Annotated in this window: 18 protein-coding genes and 1 tRNA gene; 13 read left to right on the plus strand and 6 right to left on the minus strand. The window is 64.4% G+C overall.

Annotated elements, in window-relative coordinates; translation table 11 throughout:
* Positions 1 to 85 precede the first annotated feature (85 nt).
* Complete coding sequence (locus ACVIYL_RS10875) at positions 86 to 571, minus strand: (2Fe-2S)-binding protein (RefSeq protein ID WP_456778508.1); 486 nt, start codon at positions 569 to 571, stop codon at positions 86 to 88.
* 404 nt (positions 572 to 975) lie between these two features.
* Between ACVIYL_RS10875 and ACVIYL_RS10880 the strand changes: the two genes are divergently transcribed.
* From ACVIYL_RS10880 to ACVIYL_RS10895, 4 genes are all read left to right on the plus strand, one after another.
* The gene (locus tag ACVIYL_RS10880; protein WP_456778509.1) at positions 976 to 2,691 is read left to right on the plus strand and encodes a PQQ-dependent dehydrogenase, methanol/ethanol family; all 1,716 of its coding nucleotides are present in this window, start codon (positions 976 to 978) and stop codon (positions 2,689 to 2,691) included.
* A gap of 27 nt (positions 2,692 to 2,718) precedes the next feature.
* Complete coding sequence (locus ACVIYL_RS10885) at positions 2,719 to 3,918, plus strand: c-type cytochrome (RefSeq protein WP_456781807.1); 1,200 nt, start codon at positions 2,719 to 2,721, stop codon at positions 3,916 to 3,918.
* 135 nt (positions 3,919 to 4,053) lie between these two features.
* Complete coding sequence (locus ACVIYL_RS10890) at positions 4,054 to 4,734, plus strand: response regulator (RefSeq protein ID WP_016843264.1); 681 nt, start codon at positions 4,054 to 4,056, stop codon at positions 4,732 to 4,734.
* Between the two features lie 280 nt (positions 4,735 to 5,014).
* Positions 5,015 to 5,755 carry a LuxR C-terminal-related transcriptional regulator gene (locus ACVIYL_RS10895; protein WP_456778510.1) on the plus strand — a complete coding sequence of 247 codons (741 nt, stop codon included), beginning with the start codon at positions 5,015 to 5,017 and terminating at the stop codon, positions 5,753 to 5,755.
* A 105-nt stretch (positions 5,756 to 5,860) separates the two neighbouring features.
* On the opposite strand, the gene ACVIYL_RS10900 is transcribed toward ACVIYL_RS10895, so the two are convergent.
* Both ACVIYL_RS10900 and ACVIYL_RS10905 read right to left on the minus strand, forming a co-directional pair.
* Positions 5,861 to 7,234 (minus strand): ATP-binding response regulator, encoded by a 1,374-nt coding sequence (locus ACVIYL_RS10900; RefSeq protein WP_456778511.1) that lies wholly within the window; start codon positions 7,232 to 7,234, stop codon positions 5,861 to 5,863.
* Positions 7,231 to 8,403 (minus strand): FIST N-terminal domain-containing protein, encoded by a 1,173-nt coding sequence (locus ACVIYL_RS10905; RefSeq protein WP_456778512.1) that lies wholly within the window; start codon positions 8,401 to 8,403, stop codon positions 7,231 to 7,233. The genes ACVIYL_RS10900 and ACVIYL_RS10905 overlap by 4 nt, the downstream gene beginning before the upstream one ends.
* A gap of 465 nt (positions 8,404 to 8,868) precedes the next feature.
* Here ACVIYL_RS10905 and ACVIYL_RS10910 point away from each other — a divergent pair, with 465 nt between their 5' ends.
* Positions 8,869 to 10,902 carry a methyl-accepting chemotaxis protein gene (locus tag ACVIYL_RS10910; protein WP_456778513.1) on the plus strand — a complete coding sequence of 678 codons (2,034 nt, stop codon included), beginning with the start codon at positions 8,869 to 8,871 and terminating at the stop codon, positions 10,900 to 10,902.
* Positions 10,903 to 11,092: 190 nt separating this feature from the next.
* Here ACVIYL_RS10910 and ACVIYL_RS10915 read toward each other — a convergent pair whose 3' ends face one another.
* Positions 11,093 to 11,461, minus strand: coding sequence for a DUF3175 domain-containing protein (locus ACVIYL_RS10915; protein ID WP_253605298.1), 369 nt, complete (start codon positions 11,459 to 11,461; stop codon positions 11,093 to 11,095).
* Between the two features lie 184 nt (positions 11,462 to 11,645).
* Between ACVIYL_RS10915 and ACVIYL_RS10920 the strand changes: the two genes are divergently transcribed.
* The 8 genes from ACVIYL_RS10920 (at position 11,646) to ACVIYL_RS10955 (ending at position 21,840) form a co-directional block, all read left to right on the plus strand.
* Positions 11,646 to 13,136 carry an MFS transporter gene (locus ACVIYL_RS10920; protein WP_253605295.1) on the plus strand — a complete coding sequence of 497 codons (1,491 nt, stop codon included), beginning with the start codon at positions 11,646 to 11,648 and terminating at the stop codon, positions 13,134 to 13,136.
* 3 nt (positions 13,137 to 13,139) lie between these two features.
* On the plus strand, positions 13,140 to 13,973 hold the full coding sequence (gene otsB / locus ACVIYL_RS10925; RefSeq protein WP_375166737.1) for a trehalose-phosphatase: 834 nt from the start codon (positions 13,140 to 13,142) through the stop codon (positions 13,971 to 13,973).
* Positions 13,974 to 14,175: 202 nt separating this feature from the next.
* Positions 14,176 to 15,627 (plus strand): trehalose-6-phosphate synthase, encoded by a 1,452-nt coding sequence (locus ACVIYL_RS10930; protein WP_057021128.1) that lies wholly within the window; start codon positions 14,176 to 14,178, stop codon positions 15,625 to 15,627.
* Positions 15,628 to 16,075: 448 nt separating this feature from the next.
* Positions 16,076 to 16,165: transfer RNA gene (locus ACVIYL_RS10935), tRNA-Ser, on the plus strand.
* A gap of 414 nt (positions 16,166 to 16,579) precedes the next feature.
* Complete coding sequence (locus ACVIYL_RS10940; RefSeq protein WP_092079185.1) at positions 16,580 to 17,584, plus strand: TAXI family TRAP transporter solute-binding subunit; 1,005 nt, start codon at positions 16,580 to 16,582, stop codon at positions 17,582 to 17,584.
* 32 nt (positions 17,585 to 17,616) lie between these two features.
* Positions 17,617 to 18,210 carry a hypothetical protein gene (locus ACVIYL_RS10945; protein ID WP_456778514.1) on the plus strand — a complete coding sequence of 198 codons (594 nt, stop codon included), beginning with the start codon at positions 17,617 to 17,619 and terminating at the stop codon, positions 18,208 to 18,210.
* A gap of 37 nt (positions 18,211 to 18,247) precedes the next feature.
* Positions 18,248 to 18,862: a DsrE family protein gene (locus tag ACVIYL_RS10950; RefSeq protein ID WP_253605204.1), complete on the plus strand. Its 615-nt coding sequence runs from the start codon at positions 18,248 to 18,250 to the stop codon at positions 18,860 to 18,862.
* Positions 18,863 to 18,984: 122 nt separating this feature from the next.
* Complete coding sequence (locus ACVIYL_RS10955) at positions 18,985 to 21,840, plus strand: hypothetical protein (protein ID WP_456778515.1); 2,856 nt, start codon at positions 18,985 to 18,987, stop codon at positions 21,838 to 21,840.
* Between the two features lie 124 nt (positions 21,841 to 21,964).
* Here ACVIYL_RS10955 and ACVIYL_RS10960 read toward each other — a convergent pair whose 3' ends face one another.
* Both ACVIYL_RS10960 and ACVIYL_RS10965 read right to left on the minus strand, forming a co-directional pair.
* Positions 21,965 to 23,392 (minus strand): HlyD family type I secretion periplasmic adaptor subunit, encoded by a 1,428-nt coding sequence (locus ACVIYL_RS10960; RefSeq protein WP_092079172.1) that lies wholly within the window; start codon positions 23,390 to 23,392, stop codon positions 21,965 to 21,967.
* Positions 23,379 to 26,114, minus strand: coding sequence for a type I secretion system permease/ATPase (locus tag ACVIYL_RS10965; protein ID WP_456778516.1), 2,736 nt, complete (start codon positions 26,112 to 26,114; stop codon positions 23,379 to 23,381). Before ACVIYL_RS10965 ends, ACVIYL_RS10960 begins: the two co-directional genes overlap by 14 nt.
* Positions 26,115 to 26,600: the final 486 nt, after the last annotated feature.

Genomic DNA, 26,600 nt, shown 5'->3' on the forward strand with positions numbered 1-26,600 from the left:
AGTCCTCCCGACCGGAGATTCGATTTGCCGCCGTTTCCATCGAGACCGGCGGTGGTGAGCTTGATCGTGTGCGGTGCGTGGCGCGCTATTCGGCGGCCTGCGCAACCTTCATGCGGCCGGCTGCGTCGAGCACCGCCTTGACGATGTTGTGGTAGCCGGTGCAGCGGCAGATATTGCCCTCGAGCTCGTGGCGAACCGTTTCCTCATCGAGCTTGCTACCATGGCGGTGCACGATGTCGACAGCGGACATGATCATGCCGGGGGTGCAATAGCCGCACTGCAGGCCGTGATTGTCGCGGAACGCCGCCTGCATCGGGTGCAGCTCGTCGCCCTTGGCGAGGCCTTCGATCGTGGTGACGTTGCAGCCCGCGGCCTGGCCGGCCAGCATGGTGCAGGATTTGACCGCCCGTCCATCGACATGGACGACGCAGGCGCCGCACTGGCTGGTATCGCAGCCGACATGGGTGCCGGTGAGATTCAGGTTTTCGCGCAAGAGGTGCACGAGGAGGGTTCGGTCCTCAACGTCGACCGAGACCGCCTTGCCGTTTACCGTCAGTTTGACTGTAGACACGCGTTTCTCCCAATAGCTTCGTTATGGGCCCAGTAGACCACGCTTCATGTGGGTCGTAACCGCGATCAAAGTCGTAGTCGCGGCCCTGTCATGAAGGCGCCGGGCAGTGCCTGCGATCCTAGCAGGCGGCCGTTCAATGGGCAATTTGCAAGCAGCCGGCGGCGTGCTCCGGCGCGACGAAATTGCCCGGCAGCGCAAGCGGTTTTCGGCAAACTGACGGTGCTCGCCGCACGCCAAAATCGTCGCCGCGATCGCTACTACCTTCCGCCTATAACGACGCAAAAGCGTTGCTGTCATTTTCATCGCCGACGCAGCGACGGAAGATCGCTGGTTCACGAAATTGGGTCGAGAGACGCGCGCGCGATGCACCCATCGCGGCAACGAAACCATATTGGAGGAAGCCAATGAAGCTGAGGATCGGGATTTTCTTTGCCGGCGTGTCGCTGGTCGCCATGGTGCTGGCAGGCATTGGTGCGTCGAAAGCCAATGATTCCGTCGTGAAGGCGGCGTCCGATCCCAACGGATGGGCAATCGCCGGCCACGATTACGGCAATACGCGCTTCAGCCCGTTGAAGCAGATCAACTCCGAGAATGCCGGCAAGCTGCAGCTGGTCTATTCGCTGTCGCTGGCTTCGCTCCGCTCCAACGAGTCGTCGCCGGTTGTGATCGGCAAGAACCTGTATGTGTCGACCTCGTGGGGCCCGAAATACGTCTATGCGATCGATGCCGCGACCGGCGCCCGCAAATGGACCTGGCAGCCCGACATTCCGGATGACGTGCTCCAATACGCCTGCTGCGACGTCAACAATCGCGGCGTGTCCTATGCCGACGGCAAGATCTTCGTCGGCCGACTCGACGGCAAGCTGACCGCGCTCGACGCCGAGACCGGCAAGGAGCTCTGGACCTCGACGGTCGTCGACTACAAGCAGGGCTCGGTCATCACCTCGCCGCCGCTCGTCGTCCGCGACAAGGTCATCACCGGTTTCGGCGGCGGCGAATACGGCGTCCGCGGCGCGTTGCAGGCGTTCTCGCTCAAGGACGGCAAGCTGCTCTGGCAGACCTACACGGTGCCGGCGCCGGGCGAACCCGGCAGCGACACCTGGAAGGGCGACACCGGGCTGCACGGCGGCGGCGCCGCCTGGCTGGTCGGCTCCTACGATGCCAAGTCCGACACGGTCTACTGGGGTACCAGCAATCCGGGGCCGTGGAATACCGCGGTGCGCTCCACCGGCGACGGCAATTTCGGCAAGCTGACCAACCTCTACACGGCCTCGACGCTGGCGATCGATCCCAACACCGGCAAGATCAAGTGGCACATCCAGGGCACGCCGGCCGATGCCTGGGACTATGACGGCGTCAACGAGCTGCTGCTCGCCGACCTCAAGATCAAGGGCACCGAGACGCCCGTGCTGATGAAGGCGGACCGCAACGGCTTCTTCTTCGTGGCCAACCGCGAGACCGGCAAGGTGATCTCCGCGGAGAAATACGTCTTCGCCAACTGGGCCAAGAAGTGGGACGTCAACACGATGCGGGCGGAAGAGGATCCGGACAAGCGTCCGGGCCCGGGCTATCCCGCCAAGGATATCTGCCCGAACCTGATCGGCGGCAAGAACTGGCAGCCGATGTCGTTCAACCCGCAGACCGGCCTCGTCTACATCCCGAGCAACAATGTCTGCATGGACTGGTCGGTCTCTGACGTGAACTACAAGCGCGGCGTGTTCTATCTCGGCGCCGAATTCCCGACCAAGCCGGGCCCCGGCGGCTTCCTCGGCGAGCTCGTGGCCTGGGATCCGATCGCCAACAAGAAGGTGTGGAGCATCAAGGAAGACCTGCCCTTCAACGGCGGCACGCTGACGACCGGCGGCAATTTGGTGTTCTCCGGCAACCTGCATGGCGACTTCCGCGCCATCGATGCCAAGAACGGCAAGGTGCTGTGGAGCAAGAACCTCGGCAGCGGCATTGGTGCAGGTCCAGTGACCTATTCGGTCGACGGCAAGCAGTATGTCGCGATCGTGGTCGGACGCACCGCGGCGCTGCCGGCCTTCCTCGGTGACATCGGCAAGAAGATGGTCGCCGCGGCGCCCGAAGGCGGCTCGCTGTTCGTGTTCGCCCTGCAGTAAACGATCGTCTAGGAGGCAGCATTGTCCGTGTCTTGCATCGCCCGAAACGAACTGCGCACCCCCTCGCGCAACACGCGGTTGGAACATGCAATCCGGACCGTGCTGCTCTCCGCCCTGCTCATGGTGCCGGCCCTGGCGGCCGGCGCCGACGAGACAAAGCCGCCGCTGCGGCTCTGCGCCGATCCGACCAACCTGCCTTTCTCGAGCGACGACCCGGGCAAGCCCGGCCTCTATCTCGAGATCGGCCAGGCGGTGGCGCAGAAGCTCGGCCGCACGGTGAGCACCAACTGGTACAAGTCCTATTTCGGCAAGCGCACGGTGCGGGAGACGCTGCTCAGCAAGCAGTGCGACGCCATGGTCGGCCTGCCTTTGATCGACGATTTCATGGGCCCGGCGGTGATCTTCTCGAAGCCGATCGCCCATGAGGGCTATGCGCTGGTCGGCAGCAAGGACCGCAAGCTTGCCGGCGTCGACGACCTCAGGGGATTGCGGGTTGCGGTGCAGTATCAATCGACGCCGCAGAACCTGCTCGCGCTGCGCGACGACGTCCAGAAGGTGACCGTGCTCAGCCCGGAGGAGGGCATGGCGGCGCTCGAACAGGGCAAGGCCGACATCGCCTTCATCTGGGCGCCGGTGGCGGGCTGGCTCAACAAGACCAGCTTCGGCGACAAATATCAGATCGTGTCGACCGAGGGCGACGGCCTGCTCTGGGCGACCGCGATCGGTTTCGCCAAGGCGTCCGGCGCGCTGCGCGATGAAGTCGACGGCGTGCTGCCGGCGCTGCAGGGGGAGATCGCCGCCCTGTTTGCCAAATATGGCGTGCCGAACGGCGCGCCGGTGAAGTTCGGCGAGGCCGACCGCGCGACGACGTCGTCCGTCGGCGCCAGCGAGCCCGTCACGGTCGGGCAGGCCGCGGCCGAGAAACCGGTTCAGACCGCCGCGACCGCCGGCGACGCCAAGGGGGATGCCACCGCCGGGCGAGAGGTCTTTAACGGAACCTGCGCGCATTGCCACGGCCCGGACGCGGTGCAGGCCGAGCGAAAGATCGATCTCAGGCTGCTCAAGAAGCGCTATGCTGACGACATGGAATCGACATTCTGGAAGACGGTCCATGACGGGCGGCCGGCCAAGGGCATGCCGGCCTGGAAGGACGTCTTCAACGACGACGAGCTCAGAAACGTATATGTCTATCTGCAGAGCGTGCAGGATACCGGCGGACCGAACTAGAAGCTGCGGTTCGCAAGAGGAGCGTTTTCGAGCGAAGTGGATACCGGTTCGCGTGAAGAAAACGCGTCAGAACATGAATCGAGAGCCCCGTTCCGATCCAATCGGAACGGAGGCTTGAGCAGTGCGAGGGTCCTCATGATGGGGTTCCTGATCATCGACGATCACCCCCTGTTCGGGGAGGCGCTTGGCAACGCCATCCGCATCTCGCATCCCGATGCCCGGATCTATGAGGCCACCTCGATCAAGGGGGCCCTTGGCATCCTCGCCAGCGAGCCGAATATCGACCTGGCGCTGCTCGATCTGCTGCTGCCCGACGTGGTCGGCTTCTCCGGCTTCCAGAAGATCAGGGATCGCTATCCGCGGCTGCCGATCGCCATCGTCTCGAGCGAGGAGGACAAGCACACCATCCGCGAGGCGCTCGAGATGGGTGCGGTCGGCTATCTGCCGAAGTCGACCTCGCTCGGCGAGCTCTCGCAGGCGATCGCGCGTGTGCTGAGCGGGTCGGTCTCCGCGCCGCGGGATTTCGTCGCGGTCGGTGCGCTGGAACAGTCCGAGACGGCGCGGACGCTGCGCGAACGCATTCAGAAGCTGACGCCGCAGCAGATCCGCGTGCTCCATCTGATCATCCGCGGCCTGCAGAACCGCGAGATCGCCGCCGAGCTCAAGCTCGCGGAATCCACCGTGAAGGCGCATGTCACCGAGATCCTGCGCAAGCTGAAGCTGTTCAGCCGCAACAAGGCGATCATCGAGCTCGGCAAGATTCCGCTTCCGGTCCCGGAGGCCTGTTCGGGCGCAAAGGCGGAGAAGGCGCCCTAGTGTGCTGAATGCGAAGTTCGTGCGATTTCGCGGCAGCCACTTTCACGAACTTCGCATTCATAAAGCACACTAGAATCATAAGTTTGCTAGTGTCCTTATCGAATCCGAAGTTCGCTCCGAAGGTGCGGCAAATGATGCGAACTTCGGATTCGGGACACTAGCCGTGCTGCACTGCGAGGCGGGCGCATTGGAAATCCTGCCTATAGGCTGCCATCCGGCTTTGAGATAACGTCGTGCGCACAATGGCTGTTATGAGCATCCGAGGGAGGACGGCGCAGCATTGACCACGACCGCGCCCCTGGCGGACGAGCCGCCGCTTGGCAAGGCGGGTACGCCTCGACTGCTGATCGTCGAGGATCACCCGCTGTTCCGTGCCGCCCTGATCGGCGTGATCGGGGCCGAGTTTCCCGATGCCGAGGTGCTGCAGGCGACGTCGATCGACGGTGCGCTGGATGTGATCGCGGCGCGCGACGGCCTCGATCTGATCCTGCTCGATCTGTCGATGCCCGGCACCACGGGCCTGCTCGGCGCCTACCGGGTGCGTGCCGCCGCGCCGCGCAGCGCGCTGGTGATCGTGTCGGCGCATGACGATTCCCGGATCGTCGGCGGCGCGATCTCGCTCGGGATTTCCGGCTACATCCCGAAGTCGACGCCGAAGCTCGAGCTGGCGCGGCTGTTGCGCGGCATTCTCGAAGGCGCGGTGTGCCTGCCGCCGCGCTTTCGCGATACCGCCGCCGCGCGGAAGGCCCAGGCCGAGACGCGCGAGCTGGTGCAGCAGCTCGGCCAGTTCACCGCGCAGCAGCTTCGCGTGCTCGACATGATCTGCCGCGGCCTGCAGAACAAGCACATCGCCTATGAGCTCGATATCTCGGTCACCACCGTGAAGGTGCATGTCTCGGAGATCCTGCGCAAGCTCGGCGTGCGCAGCCGCACCGAGGCCATCATCGCGCTGTCGAAGCTGGACTTCGGCAAGCACGACCACGCGCCGGTGACGGCCTCGCCATCGTCGCATGGCGCCTAGAGCCTTTCCCGTTTCGATGGAATCGCAACGGGAAAGCTCCAGGTTTTTGTCTTGACGCGTTTTCTTCACGGGAACCGGTATCCACTTCGCTCGAAAACGCTCTGCTCATAACCGCGCACCCGCCTGCTCCGCCGCCAGCAGGAACGACAGCAGCGAGCGCATCTCGGCGGGCTTGATCGGCTTCTTCAACAGCTCATGGCCGAAGGCCGATACGTCGGAGGCGGCCTTGGCCGAGTAGTCGGCGGTCACGATGATCGCCGGCACCTTGGCGTTGATCGCGCCGCGGATGACATCGACGGCCTGAATTCCGGTCTCGCCATTGTCGAGATGCAGATCGGCGATGATGGCGTCGGGAATGCCGTCGAGCGCGTGGATGCGCTCGAGCGCCTCGGTCTTGGAGATCGTCACCGCGACGTCGCAGCCCCATTTCTCCAGCAAATGGGCGAGCCCCTCGGCGCTCGAGAGGTCGTTCTCGATCAGCAGGATCTTGGCGCCCTCCATGCCGCCATAGCGATAGTCGACGCTGGCCTGTTCGCGCACCGGGATCGCAACCGGATCCAGCGTGCGAGGCACGGTGACCGAGAACACCGAGCCCTTGCCGGCGCGCGAGCTCAGCCTGATGTCATGGCCGAGCAGGTCGGCAAACCGGCGCACGATCGAGAGACCAAGCCCGATGCCGGCCTTGTCGCCGGCGCTGGTTTCGCCGCGCTGAAACTCGACGAAGATGGCTTCGCGCTGCGCTTCCGGAATGCCCGGCCCGGTGTCGTGCACCTCGATGCAGATGTCATCGCCCCTGGCACGGCATCCCATCAGCACGCTGCCGCGCTGGGTGTAGCGCAGCGCATTGGCGACGAGGTTTTGCAGAATCCGTCGCAGCATCAGCGGATCGGAGCGAACGACCGCGGACGACGGCATGATCCGGAAACCGAGATTGCGCTTGGCGGCGGTCGCGACAAATTCCTGCTCCAGCGGCTCGAACAGCGAGGCGATCGCGACCGGTCCGAATTCGGGCCTGAGCACGCCCGCATCGAGCTTGGAGATGTCGAGCAGCGTCCGCAGCATGTCCTCGAGCGTCGCCAGCGAACGGTCGATCTGATCGGTCAGCGCGACGCTCTTCGACTCGGTTGCCATCTCGGTCAGCGCGGACAGCGTCAGCCGCGCCGCATTCAGCGGCTGCAACAGATCGTGGGTGACCGAGACCAGCACGGATGATTTCAGCGAGCTCGCCGCTTCGGCCTGCTGCTTGGCCTGCAGCAGGCGACCATTGGTTTTCTCCAGCGATTGCAGCGCCTGCTTGAGCTGCTGGGTGCGGTCGCGCACCTGCTGATCCAGCGCGATCGCGGTCTCGAACAGCGAGAAGGCGTTGAGCTGCTGATCGGTCGAGCGCTCGACGCGCGACATCAGCGCCGCGTTGATCTTGCGCAGCTTCTCGGCCTCGCGTTCGAGCGCCGCAATTCGCGTGGTCTTGGTATCCGTCATTGCGGCGCGAGTGCCCGCTTGCCGATGGCGATGCCGGTCAGCGTCTGGTTGACATGCATGGAGCGATACTGCTCGCCATAGGTCTGAAAGCCAATCACTTTGTTGCGGCGATAGAGCTCCGACATCTCCCGCGACAGCTGGCGCTGCTCGACGTCGAGCCGGCGCAGCACGCATTCGAAGCCGATGAACATCGAGACCTCGCCGAGATCCTCGGTCAGCTCCTTGAGCAGGCGGCTCGTCACGTCGATCGGGTCGCGCTCGCGCGCCACCGTCAGCACCATGCCCTCGTCGATGGCGCAGAAGAATTGCAGCGATCCGTCCGGGTTGGTGCGCTGAATCGACCGCGCGTAATAGGCGCCGCCGACGCGAACCAGCACGGGATGCGCGGCGAACGAGAACAATTCGAGCTTGCTGTCGCTGAGGCCGACGGCGCGGGAATATTCCAGCGCGGCCGGCTCGGCATTCAATTCCTTGACGATGCGATGCTCGATGTCGGCCTCGGTCACCACCATCTTGGTCGAGGTCGGTTCGAAGTGGTCGCACTTGAACAGGCGGAACGGCAGCCGGGTCCGGATCAGGATCAGGACGGCGGCATCGGTAAAGGCCTCGCCGCCATGGAAGACCCACGATTTCTCGAAGCGCAGGCCGTCGCCGGCGGAGCCGCCGACCACCGGGATGTCGCCGAGCGACGCATAGATCGCCGACATGATGGTCTCCTCACGCTGGCACATGCCGTCGATGAAGAGCAGCCCGAAGGAATCATGGGTGTGATCGCAGTGCTCGGTGCGTTGCGCGAATTCGTTCTGCAATTCGGTGCAGATTGAGCGGCCGTGATCGACCCGAAATGTCGAAAGGTCGAACAGCGGCCGGGCCGCGATGACGAAATCGGCCGCGTTGAAGCCCATCGCGACGACGCTGTCCTCGTCCCAACCGCCGGGCGACAATTCGCCGGCCGTGGTGCAGCCGAAGATCGGTACGTCGGGCATGCGGCTGGACAGTTCGGCAATGAATGTCTCTGGCTCGTAGACCGGCGACACGAACACCACGAGCATCGCGAGATCAGCCGCCGTCAATTGGCGCGCGATCTCGTCGGCTGCTTCCCGCGGCCCGTCGGTCTTTGCCTGCACCACGACAATACTGTCGGCGGTGCCACCGTTCTGCTTCGCCAAAGGCGCTCTCCCTGACCAGAATCTTTTGCTTTTCTTGGCGCGGGCGGTTGAACCCGCGCGGGTCGTGAGGGCATCCGGACAATGGCGCGATGGCTCGCGTTCCGGCTTGCCCGTGTCTTTCAGGTCGTGAGGGGAAATGCCATTGGCCGGGCTATTGCGCCGGCAGCTACGCTCGCCGCAAGCGCCAATGGCGCCGGTCGACGCGATGACATGGGACACCTCCCGATGTGTGTTCTCCTGGCCCGGGCAGGGACAGGTTTGATCGGTTCTAAACTATCGGGCCGGACCCCCGCGTCAATCATCTTACCCACCCGCCTAGCCCGACCAAGGTAGTATCGCGCCGGGCCAAGCGGCCGCTGCCCATTTACCGGGCCTTATCGATTCTGCCTTAGTTTTGCGCTCCGGGGTCTGGGGCGGGTTGCTGCCGGACCCCGCGTGGTTTTCAGAATGAAGACGGGGGTTGGAATGCCGGGGCTGAAGCGATCGTTGTCGATCAGGATCCCAACCCTCAGATTTCGCGCCAAGATCATGCTCGGCTTTGCCGTCACGCTGGCGCTTTCGGCAGCCACCATGGGCTTTGCCTATATGGGCTTCGAGCGGGTCTCCGCCGGCGTCGGCTCCTATCGCCAGAGCGTCGCGGAAGCCGATCTGGCCCGCAACATCGATCGCGAATTGATCTCCTACCGTTCGCTGGCGCGCTACTTCGTTGCGACCGGCAAGGAGGACGACGCCAAGGCCGCGCTCGCCGCCGAGGGCAGCCTGAAGGATGCCATCATGGCGTCGATGAAGGGCACCACCAACCCGGCCCGGCTCGAGCAGATCACCAAGCTGGAGCGCGAATTCCGCGCCTTCACCAAGATCTTCGCCGAGATCGTCCGCATCAAGAACGACAGCGCACAGACCGCGCAGAACAAGCTGACCCGCAGCGCGACCTCGATGCGCTACAAGCTCGACGATCTCCCGAGCAACGCCGATGATTCCGAGCTGCAGTCGATCCAGTTCGGCGCCAAGAAGGTGGCCGACCAGCTCCAGTCGATCACCGGGGCCGTCAATACCTTCGTCGTCAACGGCGACAAGACGGTCGCTTCCAGCGCGCTCGCCCGGCTGAAATTCGCCGACAATCTGGTGAAGGCGATCACCTCGAATAACGAGCGGATCACCCAGAGCGTGAAGGACATCACCGCGCTGCTCGAAGAGTACCGCGAGGCGCTCGCCAAGCTGATCGCGAACGCGAAGTCGATCGACGAACTGACCGTCGAGATGACGGAGTCCGCGGCCGCCATCAGCCAGGGCGCGGCGGCGATGAAGTCCGATCTGCTCGCCGACCAGAAGCGGCTTGAAAACGAATCGCACACCATGATCGGCGAGACCGAGCAGCTGATCCTGATGCTCGCCGCCGGCAGCTTCGTGCTCGGGCTGGTCTGGGCGTTCCTGCTGGGCAAGGGTATTTCGCGACCGATCGCGGCGATGTGTGCGGCGATGCGCGAGCTCGCGGCGGGCAATTTCGACGTTGTGCTGCCGGGCCTCGGCCGCCGCGACGAACTCGGCGAGATGGCCGGCGCCGTGGAGGAATTCAAGGTCCAGGCGATCGCCAAGGCCGAACGCGATGCCGCGACCCAGGAAGCGCAGAACAAGGCGAGTGCGACCGCGCGGCGCAACGAGCTGATTCGTTTTGCCGACGAATTCGAATCCGCCGTCGGCTCGATCGTCTCCAACGTGTCGGCCTCCGCCGTGCAGCTCGAATCCGCGGCCGGTACGCTGACGCGGACTGCCGAGACCACGCAAAACCTGTCGAGCCAGGTCGCCGGCGCCTCGGAGGAAGCCTCCAGCAACATGCAGTCGGTCGCCTCCGCGACCGAGGAGCTGTCGGCGTCCGTCGACGAGATCGGCCGTCGCGCCAAGGAGTCGAGCCAGATCGCGGATTCCGCCGTGCGTCAGGCCGAGCAGACCGACGCGCGGATCGGCAAGCTCTCGCGCGCCGCGCAGGAGATTGGCGACGTCGTCAAGCTGATCACGGCGATCGCCGAGCAGACCAATCTGCTGGCGCTGAACGCCACCATCGAGGCGGCGCGCGCCGGCGACGCCGGGCGCGGCTTCGCGGTGGTTGCCGCCGAGGTGAAGTCGCTGGCGAGCCAGACCGCCAGGGCCACCGACGAGATCTCCACCCACATCTCGGGCATGCAGGCGGCGACGCAGGAATCGGTCGCCGCGATCAAGGAGATCGGCGGCACCATCGGCCAGATCTCCGGGATCGCGACCAATATCGCAAGCTCGGTCGAGCAGCAGAGCGCGGCGACGCAGGAGATCGCGCGCAGCGTGCAGAACGTTGCGCAGGGTACGCAGGAGGCGGCGTCCAGCGTCACCCAGGTGAATCGCGGCGCCACCGAGACCGGAACTGCCTCCGAGGAGGTGTTGAACTCGGCCCGTTCGCTGTCGGTCGAGAGCTCGCGGCTGCGCGAGGAGCTCGACCGCTTCATGGCGAATATCCGCGCGGCGTAAGGCGCGCGCGGATCTATCCATCGTCGTCCTGGCGAAAGCCAGGACCCATAATCACCACTCACTATTGTTTTAAGTGCAACTCGCCGCGTGCCCTTTTGTTGGGCCGCGGCGTATGGGTCCTGGCTTTCGCCAGGACGACGAATTAATTGCCTGCGCCGGGACGACGCTGTTGGTTGGCGGGATGATGCGACTAGTCCCGCCCGAACTGGTGCTTCAACTCGACCTTGGCGCGCTCCAGCCGCGACCGCTCGATCTTCGGCAGCGTCTTGCCGGCGCGGTTGATATAGAAGGTCAGCATCGAGAGCGCGGAACGATAGGCGCCGCTCTTGCGGCGCGCGCTGTGCTGGGCGGATTGCTTCAGCGATGATGCGATCTTCTTCGCGCTGGTCTGCTTGAACACACCGTGCTTGAGGTCGAGCGCGTCGCTCTCCTTGGTCACCCGCTGCGACCAGCGCTTCGCCGTCCTCTTGCTTGCGCCACGCCTGCGACGCGTCGTGCTCGTGGACCGTGCCGGTGATGTCCTTACCGTCTTGCGCGTTGCTTTCTTGTGTGCGGCCATCGATGCCTCCGTGTCTTTTGAGCCGAGAACAGTTCGCCGCGATCGCGGTTCCTATGCCGCATCGCGGGAACCCTTGCCGGCCTGCGGCGTTGACGTCGCGTGGCGGGCACTCCGTTTGCCGCAATTCCGGGTGAGTGAGCCTTGGAACAGATCGTTCCGGGGTTTTTCTCATTGGTCGATTCTGATGACAGTGCAGCCGACACAATTGAGTTCCGCGACGACGCAAGAGGCCGTGGCTCCGGTCACGCCGGACGATGACCGCATCATCGAGACCTCGATTCCGGTCCGGCTCGACAATCTCAGCTGGAGCCGCTTTCACACCCGCGTCGTGCTGGCGCTTGGCATCACCTGGATCCTCGACGGGCTGGAAGTGACGCTCGCGGGTGCATTGTCGGGTGCGCTGAAGGACAGCCCGACGATGAGCTTCTCCAATGCCGATGTCGGTCTTGCCAGCAGCGCGTATCTCGCCGGCGCCGTGCTCGGCGCGCTGGGCTTCGGCTGGCTTACCGACCGGATCGGGCGCAAGAAGCTGTTCTTCATCACGCTCGCGCTTTATCTGTCGGCGACCGCCGCGACCGCGCTGTCGTGGAATGTCGCGAGCTACGCGCTGTTTCGCTTTCTCACCGGTGCCGGCATCGGCGGTGAGTACACCGCGATCAACTCGACCATCCAGGAACTGGTGCCGGCCCGCTATCGCGGCTGGACCGATCTCGTCATCAATGGCAGCTTCTGGATCGGGGCGGCGATCGGTGCGCTGAGCGCTATCATCCTGCTCGATCCCGCGTTCCTTGCGCCGGACCACGGCTGGCGGATCGCCTATTTCACCGGCGCGGTGCTCGGCCTCGTCGTGCTGTTGATGCGGATGTGGATTCCGGAAAGCCCGCGCTGGCTGATGATCCACGGCTACCCCGACCGGGCCCACAAGATCGTCGCCGATATCGAGACCTCCGTGCTCGGCCACGAACAATCGAGCGCAGACTTCGAGAAGATCAGGCTGCGGATGCGCGATCACACGCCGCTGCGTGAGGTCGCGGTGACGCTGTTCTCCACCTACCGGCAGCGCTCGCTGGTCGGGCTCACGCTGATGGCCGCGCAGGCGTTCTTCTACAATGCGATCTTTTTCACCTTCGCGCTGATCCTGACCGACTTCTTCGGTGTCGCCGCCAGCAATGTCGGCTGGTACATCCTCCCCTTCGCCGCCGGAAACTTCCTCGGGCCGCTGCTGCTCGGCCGCCTGTTCGATACGCTCGGCCGCCGCACCATGATCGCGCTGACCTATGGCATCTCGGGCGTGCTGCTGGCGTTGTCCGGCTATCTGTTCTCGATCGGCGTGCTCAGCGCGCAGACCCAGACCATCGCCTGGATGGTGATCTTCTTCTTTGCCTCGCCGGCCGCGAGCGCCGCCTATCTTACCGTCAGCGAGACGTTTCCGCTGGAGGTCCGCGCGCTCGCGATCGCCGCCTTCTATGCGATCGGCACCGGCATTGGCGGCGTGATTGGACCGGCGCTGTTCGGCGTGCTGATCGACACCGGATCGCGCAACAGCGTCTTCGCCGGCTACCTGCTGGGGTCGGCGCTCATGATGGTCGCCGCAGCGGTCGCATGGCGCTACGCCGTCGCGGCCGAGCGGAAATCGCTCGAATCTGTCGCGCGACCACTGGCATGTGTGGAGTAGACTATGACGAAACATGACGTGGCCGAGATGCCCATGGATGATGACATCGCCCCTGACGCCAGGACGGACAGCGTGCCGACGCCGGCGTCGCTGATTCCGCCGCTCCGCCAGGCCGCGGTGCTGCTCGACATCGACGGCACCCTGCTCGATTTCGCGCCGACGCCGCGCGAGGTCTGGGTGCCGCCCGAACTGTCGACCACGCTGAAGCAGCTGCATGAGCGCACCCACGGCGCGCTGGCGCTGGTCAGCGGCCGCTCCCTCAATGACATCGACCTGATCTTCGCGCCGGAAGTGTTTCCTGCGATCGGCGGCCATGGCGCCGAGATGCGGCTGCAGCCGGACAGCGAGGCGGTTGCCGCACACGCGCCGCCGCTCGACAAGGAATTGAAGCGCCGTCTTGCCGCGATCGCGAAGCTCAGCCCCGGCATTCTGCTCGAGGACAAGGGCTATTCGCTGGCGCTGCACTATCGGCTGGCGCCGCAGGCGGAGAAGGCGATCTATGAAGCGGTGTCGCTGATCCGCGCGGAGTTGCCGAATGCGCCGATCGAGGTGCTGCCGGGCAAGAGCGTCTGCGAGATCAAGCATTCCGGCTTCACCAAGGCGACCGGCGTGCTCGAGCTGATGACGCATGAGCCGTTCAAGGGACGGCGCCCGTTCTTCATCGGTGACGACGTCACCGACGAGACCGTGTTCGCGATCATGCCCGATTTCGACGGTCTAGCGTTCTCCGTCGGCCGTCGCGCAACCGGCGTCGCCGGACATTTCGACGGACCGAGCGATGTGCGCGAATTCCTCGCGCATCTGCTCGACGTTGATAGGGACGTTAGCCTGTCCTAACCGAAACGCATTCATCGCAGCCGAATCGAATACGGTGCTTTTGCGTCGTGGCGTCAACCTCGCGCGTAATTTTCTTTTCGCGAGTTCCCGCGAGTTCCGTGCGTGTTCGCCAGAATTTGGTTTCAATTGGGAGATTCCTTGATCAGGAACCATCTTGATGAATGGTTGTTAATACGCGAGTTGACCAACAGGAGGGGACCTGGTGAACCTCGTCGTCGTATCGAACCGCGTCTCGCGCGGAAAACCCAATGAACCCATGACGGGGGGGCTGGCTGCGGCATTGTTGCCGGTGGTGGAAAAGACAGGGGCAATATGGGTTGGTTCCAGCGGACGCGTCCGCGACGGGAACCTGAAGGAACCTTTCGCAGAGGTCGAAGCGCTCGGGGCGGGCGCGCTGGCGATGCTCGATCTGCCGGCCGCGCACTATGGCGGCTATTACGAAGGCTTTGCCAATTCGGCGCTGTGGCCCGCGATGCATTCGCGCGCCGATCTGATTCGTGCGTCTCGCGAGGACTACGCGAGCTATCGCGAAGTGAACGCGTTCATGGCGCGCGCGTTGCTGCGCTTCCGCAAGCCGGATTCCGTGTTCTGGGTCCAGGATTATCATTTCCTCGCACTCGGCGCCGAGCTGCGCGATCTCGGCGTCACGCAGCCGATCGGCTTCTTCCTGCACACGCCATGGCCGGCGCGCGCGGTGATCGCGGGCGTGCCCAATCATCGCGAGCTGATCGAGGCGATGCTGTCCTATGACCTGATCGGCTTCCAGACCGATGAGGACTGCGAGAACTTCCTGAGCTATGTGCAGCACGATCTCGACTTCGAGGTGCGCGACGGCGTGATCAATTCGTCGTTCGGCCGCACCCGCGCCGCGGTGTTTCCGATCGGCATCGATCCCGGCAAGTTCGCGCAGCAGGCGACCAAGGCGATGACGCATCCCGACGTGACGCGGCTGCGGCGCAGCCTCAATGGCGAGAAGCTCGCGATCGGCGTCGACCGGCTTGACTATTCCAAGGGCCTCGTCAACCGCATCAAGGCGTTCGACAAGATGTGGACGCTGCATCCGAACCTGAAACGTTCGGTGTCGCTGCTGCAGATCGCAACGCCCTCGCGCGGCGCGATCGAAGCCTACGGCAATCTGCAGAGCGAGGTGGCGAAGCTCGTCACCGACGTCAACGGCGTGCATGGCGAGGTCGACTGGACGCCGATCCGCTACCTCAACAAGGGCTTTGGCCAGGGCGTGCTCGCAGGCCTTTACCGCACCGCGCAGGTCGGCGTCGTGACGCCGCTGCAGGACGGCATGAACCTCGTCGCCAAGGAATATGTCGCCGCGCAAAACCCGGCGGACCCCGGCGTGCTGGTGCTGTCGAAATTCGCCGGAGCGGCGAACGAGCTCGACGCCGCGCTGCTGGTCAATCCGCACGATATCGACGGCATGGCGCGCACCCTGGCGACGGCCCTCGCGATGCCGCTGACCGAGCGGCGGATGCGCTGGGAAGCGATGATGGAGAAGCTCAACAGCGGCACCATCCAGCAATGGTTCGCCGATTTCATCGAGGCGCTGCAGGATACGCACAATGCGGGAAACGCGGCGCTGCCGGAGCCACCAACCCTGTGGCCGCGCCGCACGGCGGATTTTGCCGCGCGCTATCACTGAGCGAGCATGACGATGCAGGGTGGGTGCGTTAGTTCGCCCATCCGCGGTTCTGTCGTCCCTGCCTAGTGCGCAATTGGGCACTAGGCAGGGACGACACTGAATGTGTTGCGCGGCTAGTGGTCATAACTTCGCGTTCTCGCGACAGGGCTCGCGAAAGCGGGAATCCGGCATCCGTTCTTCCAGGAACGATGCGGCCCAATAGATTCCTGACCCGCGCCTGCGGCGAGCCTCCGGACGAAGAGGCGGGCTGATCGGATGCATCCATTGATTTGCGCCGGTCCCTGACCGACCGCCGGCCAAAATCGCGCGCGTCCGCGCGCAAGGCCGCAGCGCGCGGCTGCCGTCGCTATCAATTTACCCAATGTTTTCAATCTGTTGTGGAAATTTCGCGCTCCCGGCCTGCGCTCCCTTGCAAAATCCGCCTCAGCCCTTCAAGAGAGGGCCTCCCGGAGAGATGGCCGAGTGGCTTAAGGCGCACGCTTGGAAAGCGTGTGTGCGGGAAACCGTACCGTGGGTTCGAATCCCACTCTCTCCGCCACCCTGCGCACACGCCAAACGACGATTGCGCCCGCTTGGGTTGGCAAGTTGTGCTGAATGCACGCCCATGGCCAAGGCAACAACAGAAGCCGTTTATGAGACCTGGTCGGGGCGGAATGTAAAGAATCGCCGCACCGAAGCCGCCCGTCGTCGGCAGAACGACAACAACGCGGCAAAACGCCATCGCCGATGCCGGCCTAATTTCAAACCGCGACAGAACCGTACGAGACGTCGATCCCTCGCTGCCGCGGCGTGGGGACACGCACAATGGATAATCCGGAAGGAGTAGTGGGCTCCCCCATGGGGAGAAATAGCGCGCGCCGATGAACTGCATGAAACTACGACAAAATCACCGATCGGCGAGGGCGGAGATCCCATGGGACAGACCGCAAAAAGGGAATTGCACCCGTTGCGCATGCTGGCGCTGCTGATTCCGCTGCTCACGACCGTTCCGCTGTCAAACGTGGATGCACAGGCGCAACCTGCTGCACCGCGTCAATTGCGCCGTGAGCCGCCGCCGCAAAAGCCGCAGGTGACGATGAATGCCTGGACGATCGGCCTCGCCGGGGGCCTGCTCGAGGGCGCGCCCATTCGTCTCGCGGCCGAAATCGCCCGCGTCGTAGACGATGGCGACAAGCTGCATGTGTTGCCGGTCGTGACGCGCGGGCCGACGGAGAATGTGAACTCACTGCTGTATTTGCGCGGCATCGATGCCGCCATCATCAATTCCGACGTGCTCGAGGAATACAGGAGCCAGGTGCCGGATATCCAGCAACGGCTGGCTTTCGTGCTGAACCTGTTTCCGTCCGAACTGCATATCTTCGTTCGTCCCGAGATCCAAAGCCTGAGCGATCTCGCCGGCAAGAAGGTGAACTTCAATAATCTGGGTACTGCGGCGGCCTATTCGGGGCCGCTGATCTTCAGCCGCCTTGGCCTCGATGTGGAAAAAACCTTCATCCCCCATCAGGTCGCGCTCGAGCAGATGCGCAAGGGCGAGATGGCCGCGGTCGTCTTCATCACCTCGAAGCCGGTGGATGCTTTCGTGCGCGGCCGCTGGGAGCCGGGGTTCAAGTTCCTGCCTGTTCCCTATGACAGGAGGTTCGAAGACTTTTATCTTCCCGCCTCGCTCGAGGCCACGGAATATCCCAATCTCATCAAGCAGGGCGAGCGCGTCACGACAATCGCAGTGCCGACCGCTCTGGTGGCCTTCAACTTTCCGGCCAAATCGAACCGCTATGAGCGCCTTGCGCGCTTCGTGGAGTATCTGTTCTCGCGGATCGACAAGCTGCAGCAGCCGGGCTTCGACCAAAAGTGGAAGACGATCAATCTCGCCGCGACCGTTCCCGGCCTGACGCGCTTCCCCGCAGCGCAGGCGTGGCTCGATCGCGAGCCGCGCGCCGCCGCAAATACATCGCAATGAGACGCGCGGCGACCTGCGCGGTGGCTGGAGTCTTGCTCGCAAGCGGCATTGCTTCGGCGCAGGCGGCAGGATATCGCCAGATCGCTCAGCTCCGCGATTGCTCCGCCAAGGAACGCTCCGAACGGCCGGAGTGCTCCGAGAAGACACCGCGGGCGTCGGCGCTGCCCCAGGCGAACCTGGGTAACAGCTGGGTCGTCAGCCTGACGACTTCACCGCTCGACTATTCACCGGTCGCCACCGCCACGACGTCATCGCGCGACGGTGCCGGCGAAAGCGGAATGACGCTTTCGATTCGCTGCCATGGCGGGCGGAGCGAACTGATCGTCGCCGGACCCCGTGTGTCCGGTCGCGGCGATGGATATGCGATTTCCTACCGCATCAACGACGGTCCGCCGCAGCAAGTCGCGGCGGCTGTGCCTGCGTCCGGGACCGGCGTTGCGTTCGGCGGCGACGTGATTCGCTTGCTGCAGTCCCTTCCGGACGGCGGAGGTCTCAGTATTCACCTCGCACCCCGTACCGGACCGGCGCTGGATGCGGTGTTTCCGTTGGGCGGCATGGATGTGGTGCGCGCGAAGATCACCGCCGCCTGCAGGTGGCCACAACCGACCGCAAAACCCAACGGCTAGGGATTTGAATAACGTGTCTTTAACAGGAGAGGTATCCATGCGCGTGTTTCAGCAAATTGCGAAGGTAACCATGATCGGAGCCGCAACGGTGCTGCTGTCCGCTTCATACGCTGCGGCGGAGCAAGGCGGCGGACGGTACTGGACACCGACAACAACGAACCCCGCTGCGGACTATCGGCACGTTTCAGAAAAGGTCCAAAGGGTTCATGTCTCGCGCAAGGCGACCACCCACAAGAGGGAACGATCGCCTCTTAACGCCAACGCCCGGCTTCCATCCAACGCCAAGTCGCACAACCTGATCCTGCAGGTGAACACGAACGATCCCGCAGCCATGAATCTCGCGCTCAACAACGCCGTCAACGTTGCGCAATACTACAAGGATCTCGGCGAGAGGGTGAAGATCGAGGTGGTCACCTTCGGACCCGGCCTGCACATGCTGCGCGACGACACCTCGCCGGTGAAAGCCCGTCTCGAGGAAATGGCGCTGAGCACGCCGGAGGTCTCGTTCAAGGCCTGCGGCAATACCCAGGAAAAAATGCACAAGGCCGAGAACAAGGACATCCCGATCGTTCGCCAGGCGGAGGTGGTGAAGTCAGGCGTCGTGCGCGTGATGGAACTGCAGGAGAAGGGCTGGTCCTATGTGAAGCCGTGACCTGTGGCCTAACCCGAAAGGGGTGGGTGGGTCCTCCATGCGGGCTGTAGGCTTCGCGCTGCGGTACGGCGCATAATGCCGTACCTCAACAGATCGTGTCGCCGTGCGACAGGTGATTGCGGATGGGCCCGCTGATCCTCAAGGACAAGGCAGTTACCGGCTGCGACATCGCGGATTCGTCGCGCCGGCTGCTGCCCAAGGCGGGACGGTCCGCGCTGTCGTGGACGACTGCCGCCATGCTCGCAATGGCGTGCGCGCCGGAATCACGGGCCTCTCCGGATCCGGCCCGCCCTTCGACGCAACCGCAGCATTCGCCGGCTGCCGGTAGTCCCGGTTTCATCGAAGCGGCAAGGAGCGGCGCTCCCGAAGCCTTGCCGCCGGGTCGAGGCGGCAATGACAGACCGGTGCAGGTCGCCCAAGCGAGCGTCAACGACCCGGGGCAGGCCTCGAAACGGGAATACAACTGGGCGGAGTCGCTCTCCTGCGAACTGACGAATGCAAGACGTGACATCGAGTTGCTGCAACGTCTCGAGCAAGAGCGCTATCGGGCCGAGTCGCTGGAGCAGAGTCTCGCGGCGGCGCGCCGCGATATCGAGGCCCAGGCCGCGTTGGCGGGCAAGGCGGTCCAAGAGAAGCAGGCCGCGCAGGACGGAGCGGAGTTGCTAAACTCCCTGCAAGAGACGCGTGAGCGGGCGGAGCGCCTGGAGCGGGACCTGGCGGCAGCGCGGCGTGATGTCGAAACCCAGACTGTGCTGGCGACAAAAACAGGTGAGGAAGCGTCTCGGCTGAAAGCAGCGGCGGAAGGCGGTGGGGCGGATCTGCAGCGGGAGCGCGAGCGGTCCGCGCGGCTCGAGCAGGATCTCGAGGCATTGCGCCGCAACGTCGAGACTCAGACGGCGCTGGCGGCAAAGGCAGGCGAGGAGGTTTCCCGGCTGAAGGGGATGCGTGAAAGCGGCGCTACGCAGCTGCAGTCGGCCCTGCTACGGGAGCGCGAGCGGAGCGCGCAGCTGGAGCAGGATTTGGCGGCAGCGCGGCGCGATGTCGAGACCCAGATGGCGTTGGCGACAACGACGAAGGAAGAAGCCCTGCGGCAGAAGCAGGCAGCGGACGTCGAAGCTGCCGAGCTCAGGCAATTGCGCGAGCGAGCCGAGGCGCTGGCACAAGACCTCTCGCTGTCGCGGAGCTCGATCTACGCATACGAAGCCCAAGTCCGCAAATCCGGAGACGAAGCGACGGAGCTCAGGCAGGCGGTTGCAAGCTGCACGGCCTCGGCCGGCAAATTCACACCCGACGAAGGTGAGCGGTTCGCGCGGCTGGAGCGGGATCTTGCGGCTGCCCGCAGCAATGTCGAGACCCAGGCCGTGCTGGCGACCAAAGCAGGCGAGGAGGTTTCCCGACTGAAACAGCAAAGCGAAAGCGGAGCGGCCGAGTCGCAGGGCTCCCTGCAAAAGGAGCGAGAGCGGTCCGCAAGGCTGGAGCAGGATCTCGCGATCGCGCGGCGTGATGTCGAGGCCCAGACCGCGCTGGCGGCAAAGGCGGCCGATGAAGCCCTGCGGCAGAAGCGGACGGTGGAGGCCGAGGCCGCCGAACTGCGGGAATCGCGCGCGAAGGCCGACGCGCTGGCACAGGAGCTTTCCCAGACGCGAAGCACGATCTACGCCTTCGAGGCGCAGGCCCGCAAAGCCGGTGAAGAAGCAGCGGAGCTCAGGCAGGCGGCTGAGAACGGCGCAGCTCACAAAGCCACACCGGACGAACGTGAGCGACTGGTGCGGCTGGAGCAGGATCTTGCGGCTGCCCGCAGCGATGTCGAGACGCAGACCGCACTGGCGGCGAAAGCAAGCGAAGAAACCGCCCGACTGAAGCGGGAAAGGGAAAGCGGTGCGGCGGAGTTGCAGAACTCACTGCAAGCGGCGCGGGCTGACCGGCTGGAGCTGGATCTTGCGGCAGCGCGGCGCGATGTCGCGACCAGGACGGCGCTTGCGACGAAAGCAGACGAGGAAGTGTCCCGGCTGAAGGCGGTGGAGAAGAGCGGTGCGGCCGAGCTGCAAAAGGAGCATGAGCGGTCCGCCAAGCTGGAGCAGGATCTTGCGGCAGCACGACGTGATATCGAGAGCAAGGCCCTGCTCGTGACCGAAGCGGGCAAAGAAACGTCCCGGCTGAAGGCGGCGGAGAAGAGCGGTGCGGCCGACCTGCAAAAGGAGCGTGAGCGGTCCGCCCGGCTGGAGCAGGATCTTGCGGCGGCGCGACGTGATGTCGAGAGCAAGGTCGTGCTGGTGACCGAAGCGGGCAAGGAAACGTCCCGGCTGCAAGCTTTGGGAAAGAGCGCTGCGGCGGACCTGCAAAAGGAGCGTGAGCGGTCCGCGCGGCTGGAGCAAGATCTGGCGGCAGCGCATCGCGACAGCGAGACCCAGACGGCGCGGGCGGCAAAGGCAGGCGAGGAAATCTTGCTGCAGAAGCAGGCGGCGGAAGCCAGCGCTGCCGAATTGAGGCAATTGCGCGCCAGGATCGACGTGCAGCCACAGCACCTCCCTTTGTCGCGGAGTGCAATCCATGCGTATGAGGCCGAGGATCGCAAAGCGCACGGCGCGGCGTTGACGACCGGTGCGACCGCGCGGGACAAGTCCATCGAAGTGGCCACCAATCCAACCGCCGAACAGACGCGAGCGGCGCCTGCTCGCACGGTTGCGCAGCCGGCTCCCGAGCAGGCTGCGGAAGCGGGAGGGCTGGTTGCGCGGGCGAGCTCCTTGTTGCGTCAGGGCGACATAGGCGCGGCGCGGCTTGTACTCGAGCGCGCCGTGGAAATGGGCAGCGCCCAGGCGAGCTTCGCGCTGGCAGAAACCTACGATCCCCTGATTCTTGCGAAGTGGGGGACTTACGGCACGCGCGGCGACGAGCGCAGGGCGCAAGACCTCTATGCCAAGGCCAACGCCGCGGGAGTCCATGAGGCGAAATCGCGTCTGGAAGCGCTACGCCGATAGCGCATCTGCCAATCCACCGGCAATTTCACCGCCATCGTCCTAACGACGGGCACCACCGCGATCAGCTTCGCTCTCACGCGAGTGGCGCCTCGCCCGGCCGCAACGTCCGGCGACCGGCTTCGCTTTACCGTTCGCGCAGGGCCTCCTGCCGGTACCGTGCCAGCGGCGAAAGCAGGTAGCTGATGATCCTGCGCGTGCCGGTCTTGATTTCGACCGTCACCGCCATGCCCGGCCCGAGCTTGACGAGCTTGTCCTCGATTTGCATGTGCGTCCGGTCGAGCGAAACGCGCGCGGCATATTCCAGCTCCTGACCTTTAGGCTCGCTGCTGCTCTGCGCCGCGCCCAATGTCCGGTCATTGGGGTTGCCCTGTTGCTTTTCGCGCGTGATGGCATCCGTCGACACGCTGAGCACATCGCCATGAAGCAGCCCGTATCGGGTGAAGTTGAACGTATCGACCTTGATCTCCGCCTTCTGGCCGGGATGAACGAAGCCGATGTCGCGGTTCGAGAGCATGGCCTCAATCTCGAGCTGGCTCTCGCTCGGGACCACGACGGCCAGCGCCTGAGCGGGCGTCACCACGCCGCCCACCGTATGAACAGCAAGCTGCTGCACGACGCCGTCGACCGGTGCGGTCAAGCTCTGCAGTTTCGTTCGCCGATCCGCCTTGACCACCTCCTGCGCGGCGCTCGCAGCCTTCTGCTCGGCCTTCGCAAGGGCATCATAGGTCGCGCGGCGATACTCCGCGGCGGTCTTGTCCTTGGTCTCCTTCAGCAGCGCGATCGCCGCATCGGCTTCGCGCAGCCGGCTCTGCTGCAGGACGAGGTCCTGCTGCATGGCGACCAGCTCCTGATATTCGGAGAGATAGACGACCTTCGACGCCAATGCCTTCTCGACGAGACCCTTGCGGATGTCGACGCGCTCCTTCAGTACCGGGATCGTCGCCTCCAGCTTGTCGACGCTCGCCGATGTGGTCGCCCGTTCCGCTTCCTTCTGCCCCTGCTGGCGCTCGATTTCAGAAAGCTTTGCGCTCTGCTCGGCGCGCTGGCTGATCAGGAACTGGCGATGCATCTCGATTTCTGCCGCACTTGCGTTTTGCGGCGGCCGGAAGGCCGCGAGCGGGTCTGCGGCCAGCGCGGCGCGCAGCCGCGCGACGTCCAGCTCGGCTGCAAGCAGATCGCTCTTCTGGCGCTCCTGGTCGGCTTCCGTCATTGTCGGGTCCAGCTCGATCAGGACGTCGCCGGCCTTGACGCTCTGGCCGTCGCGGACGCGGATGGCCCGGACCACACCCGTCTCGAACGGCTGGATCAGCTTGGTGCGTCCGCCCGGCACGATCTTGCCGGTCGCGCTGGCGACGATATCGACGCTGCCGAGCGTCGCCCACAACAGCGCGATGCAGAACGCGGCGATGATGCAGGCCCCGATCGCGCGCCCGATCGGCGACGGCGGCGATTCGGCGATCTCGAGCGCCGCCGGCAGAAAGGCGATTTCGTGCTCGCGGCGGCGAGGTTCGCGTCTCGGAAACGCGACGACATTGCGGCTAGCGGACGTCATGGATACCGGCCTGCAGATAATGGAGGTTGGCGTAACGGCCGTTGGTGCGGATCAGCTCGTCATGGCTGCCGTCCTCGACGATGCGGCCATGCTCGAGGGTGATGATCCGGCTTGCATTGCGCACGGTCGAGAGCCGGTGGGCGATGACGAACACGGTCCGTCCGGCGGAAATCCGCCTCATGTTCTGTTGGATCGCGCGTTCGCTTTCGTAGTCCAGCGCGCTGGTCGCCTCGTCCAGGATCAGGATGCGTGGATCGGTGATGAGTGCACGTGCGATTGCGATTCGCTGGCGCTGCCCGCCGGACAGGCTGCTGCCGCGCTCGCCCACAACGGTGTCGTAACCCTCCGGCAGTTCGAGGATGAAGTCGTGAGCGCCGGCTAGCTCTGCCGCTTCGATGACGCGCTCCATCGGCATCGCCGGATCGGCCAGCGCGATGTTGTCGCGAACCGTGCAGTTGAACAGTACGTTCTCCTGCAACACGACGCCGATCTGGCGCCGCAGCCAGCTCAGATCGACCATCGCGAGGTCGACGCCGTCGACGAGCACGCGCCCGCTTTCCGGGACATAGAGACGCTGGATCAGCTTGGTGACGGTGCTCTTGCCCGAGCCCGACGAACCCACGATGCCGATGACCTGGCCTGGCTCGACGCTGAAGGACACGTCGTGCAGCACCTCGGGGCCGTCGATGCGGTAGCGGAAAGTCGCGTGCTCGAATGTGACCTGACCGCGGATCGGCGGCAGCGCCGCGCGGGCCGGCGTGAAGCTCGGCTCGGGAATGGTGTTGAGGATGTCGCCGAGACGATCGATCGACAGGCGGGCCTGATGGAAGTCCTGCCAGATCTGTGCGAGCCGCAGAACCGGCGCGCTGACACGCGCGGACAGCATGTTGAACGCGACGAGCTCACCGACAGTCAGGTCCCCGCTGACCACCAGGCGGGCGCCGAAGTAAAGGGTCGCGGCGATGACCAGCTTGTTGATCATCTGGACCGCCTGGCTCGCCGTGTTGTTCAGGCTGAGCACGCGGAAGCTTGCGGACACATAGCCGGCGAGCTGCTCCTCCCAGCGGCGTTGCATCTGCGGCTCGACCGCCATGGCCTTCAGCGTCTCGATACCGGTGACGCTCTCGACCAGGAAGGCCTGGTTCTCGGAGCCGCGATTGAATTTCTCGTCGAGGCGTCGACGGAACAGCGGCGCGGCTCCCGCGGAGATGCCGATGTAGAGCGGGAAGGACGCCAGCACGATCCACGTCAACGTCGTCGAGTAATAGAACATCACCGCAAGGAAGACGACGGTGAACAGCAGATCGATCACCAGCGTGAGTGCCGAGCTGGTCAGGAACTGGCGGATGTTCTCGAGCTCGCGGACGCGCGCCACCGAATCGCCGACGCGGCGGGTCTGGAAATAGGCGATCGGCAGCGCCAGCAGGTGACGGAACAGCCTGGCGCCGAGCTCGACGTCGATACGGTTTGTCGTATGCGCGAACTGATAGACGCGCAGCGTCTCGAGAACGGCCTCGAACACGGTCAGTACGACAAGCCCGACGACCAGCACGTCGAGCGTGCTCATGCTTCGATGCACGAGCACCTTGTCGATCACCACCTGGAAGAACAGCGGTGAGACAACGGCGAAGATCTGAAGGAAGAACGACGCCGCCAGCACCTCGCCGAGCAGGCGACGATACTTTTGCATGGCGCCGACGAACCAGGAGATATCGAAGCGCCGCGCGAGGTCGGTCAGGCTGGCGCGCCGGGCCATCAGGATGATGCCGCCGTCCCAGATCGCCTCGAGTTGGGCCTGGGTGATTGCTTCGGGCCGCGGAGACAGCGGGCGCTGAACGAGAAGCTTGTCGTCGATAACCTTGCCGAGGATCAGGAAGCTGCCGTCGCGCAGCACCGCAATTCCCGGCAGCGGGGTGACGGCAAGCCTGTTCCAGCTCGTCCGCTGCACCTTTGCCTTGAGTCCGAAATCCTTGGCGCAGCGCAGGATTTCAGTAACGCCGAGGCGCGCCGCGCCGATCCGGTGACGAATTTGGCCGGGGTCGGCAGCGATGCCATGGCAACGCAGCAAGATCGCCAGCGCAATGAGCCCGGATTCATCGTCATGTTCGGATTCGACGCCGGCGGCCGGGGATTCGGTGTTTGTGTTCGCCGGATGGATTGCGGCATCGTCGCGAGGCCCGCGCATCAGGATGCCAGGTCTCATCGCCAAGAAGCTCTTCGTGAGACCGTCACGAGCCCGCATCAGGCCCTCGCCGGCGCGGTGCATCAGGCCGGCGCCCAGGTCAAACGAGCGCGTGCGGATGCCGGCAAATGCATGACGTGCGCGCTGCGCGAGGCTCTGTGATCCAGCACAGATCAAACCGCCATCCCAGATCGCTTCGAATTCCGCGCGCGTCATCCGGCTCGGATGCGGCGAGGTCGGGTGCAGCACAAGCGCCACCTGGTCGTCGATCTTGCCCAGCAGCAGAAATCCGCCGTCACGCAGCGAGGCGATTCCGGGCAGCTGGATACCCGCAAGGCGGGTCCAATCCATTGTCCGCGAGCGGACCTTGACTCCGAATTCGCGCGCGCAGCGAAGCATCGCGCGGACGCCGATCTCGTCGCTCCCGCAACGATCGCGGAGCTGGTCCGGCACAGTATTCACGCCATGGAGGCGCAGGAACAGAGCTAGCGCGCGAAGCCCTAGATCTGCGGCGGGGGCATTTCCGTTCTGGATCGCCATTCTTACTCAACCCTTCGCGGCTACCCGGCCGCGTTAGTGTTCCTTCTCATGCATTTCCAAAGACTGGGAATTCCAATGCCGCGCATCGACAGAGCATGCGACATACCGCTTGCTCGCAGCCAAAAAGGCGCAAGCAACATCAAAGCACTAGGGCCTCGAACCGCGAGGGGATTTCAAAGCAGTGGGATTTTAGACCTGCCCCCCGACTGCTGAACCGGTTCGTTAATGCGCAAAAATGGCGAAAAAAGTTTCAAATCTTGATTTTTGCACCGTTATGTTGCGCGCAAATTTGCCGCATACCCGAAGCTGTTGCGCCAGCACGCATTTCTATCGCTTGGAAACAGATGCGAGCGATGAAGCCAACCGAGACCAGGACCCGCGCGTGACGGCCTCCTCGCCGTTACCGTCCGCGATCGACCGCCCGTTTCCGACTCCCAACACGTTGATGGTACTGCACCCGGGCGCAGAGCCCCCGGGTGCAGTAGC

It is taken from the genome of Bradyrhizobium sp. USDA 3315 (assembly GCF_054056795.1).

Coding starts and splice junctions, on each gene's coding strand:
- ACVIYL_RS10940 (WP_092079185.1), top strand. CDS start 16,580: ATGCTGGCGCTGCTGATTCCGCTGCTCACGACCGTTCCGCTGTCAAAC.
- ACVIYL_RS10965 (WP_456778516.1), bottom strand. CDS start 26,114: ATGGCGATCCAGAACGGAAATGCCCCCGCCGCAGATCTAGGGCTTCGC.
- ACVIYL_RS10890 (WP_016843264.1), top strand. CDS start 4,054: ATGATGGGGTTCCTGATCATCGACGATCACCCCCTGTTCGGGGAGGCG.
- ACVIYL_RS10910 (WP_456778513.1), top strand. CDS start 8,869: ATGCCGGGGCTGAAGCGATCGTTGTCGATCAGGATCCCAACCCTCAGA.
- ACVIYL_RS10880 (WP_456778509.1), top strand. CDS start 976: ATGAAGCTGAGGATCGGGATTTTCTTTGCCGGCGTGTCGCTGGTCGCC.
- ACVIYL_RS10920 (WP_253605295.1), top strand. CDS start 11,646: ATGACAGTGCAGCCGACACAATTGAGTTCCGCGACGACGCAAGAGGCC.
- ACVIYL_RS10950 (WP_253605204.1), top strand. CDS start 18,248: ATGCGCGTGTTTCAGCAAATTGCGAAGGTAACCATGATCGGAGCCGCA.
- ACVIYL_RS10955 (WP_456778515.1), top strand. CDS start 18,985: ATGGGCCCGCTGATCCTCAAGGACAAGGCAGTTACCGGCTGCGACATC.
- ACVIYL_RS10915 (WP_253605298.1), bottom strand. CDS start 11,461: ATGGCCGCACACAAGAAAGCAACGCGCAAGACGGTAAGGACATCACCG.
- ACVIYL_RS10900 (WP_456778511.1), bottom strand. CDS start 7,234: ATGACGGATACCAAGACCACGCGAATTGCGGCGCTCGAACGCGAGGCC.
- otsB (WP_375166737.1), top strand. CDS start 13,140: ATGACGAAACATGACGTGGCCGAGATGCCCATGGATGATGACATCGCC.
- ACVIYL_RS10960 (WP_092079172.1), bottom strand. CDS start 23,392: ATGACGTCCGCTAGCCGCAATGTCGTCGCGTTTCCGAGACGCGAACCT.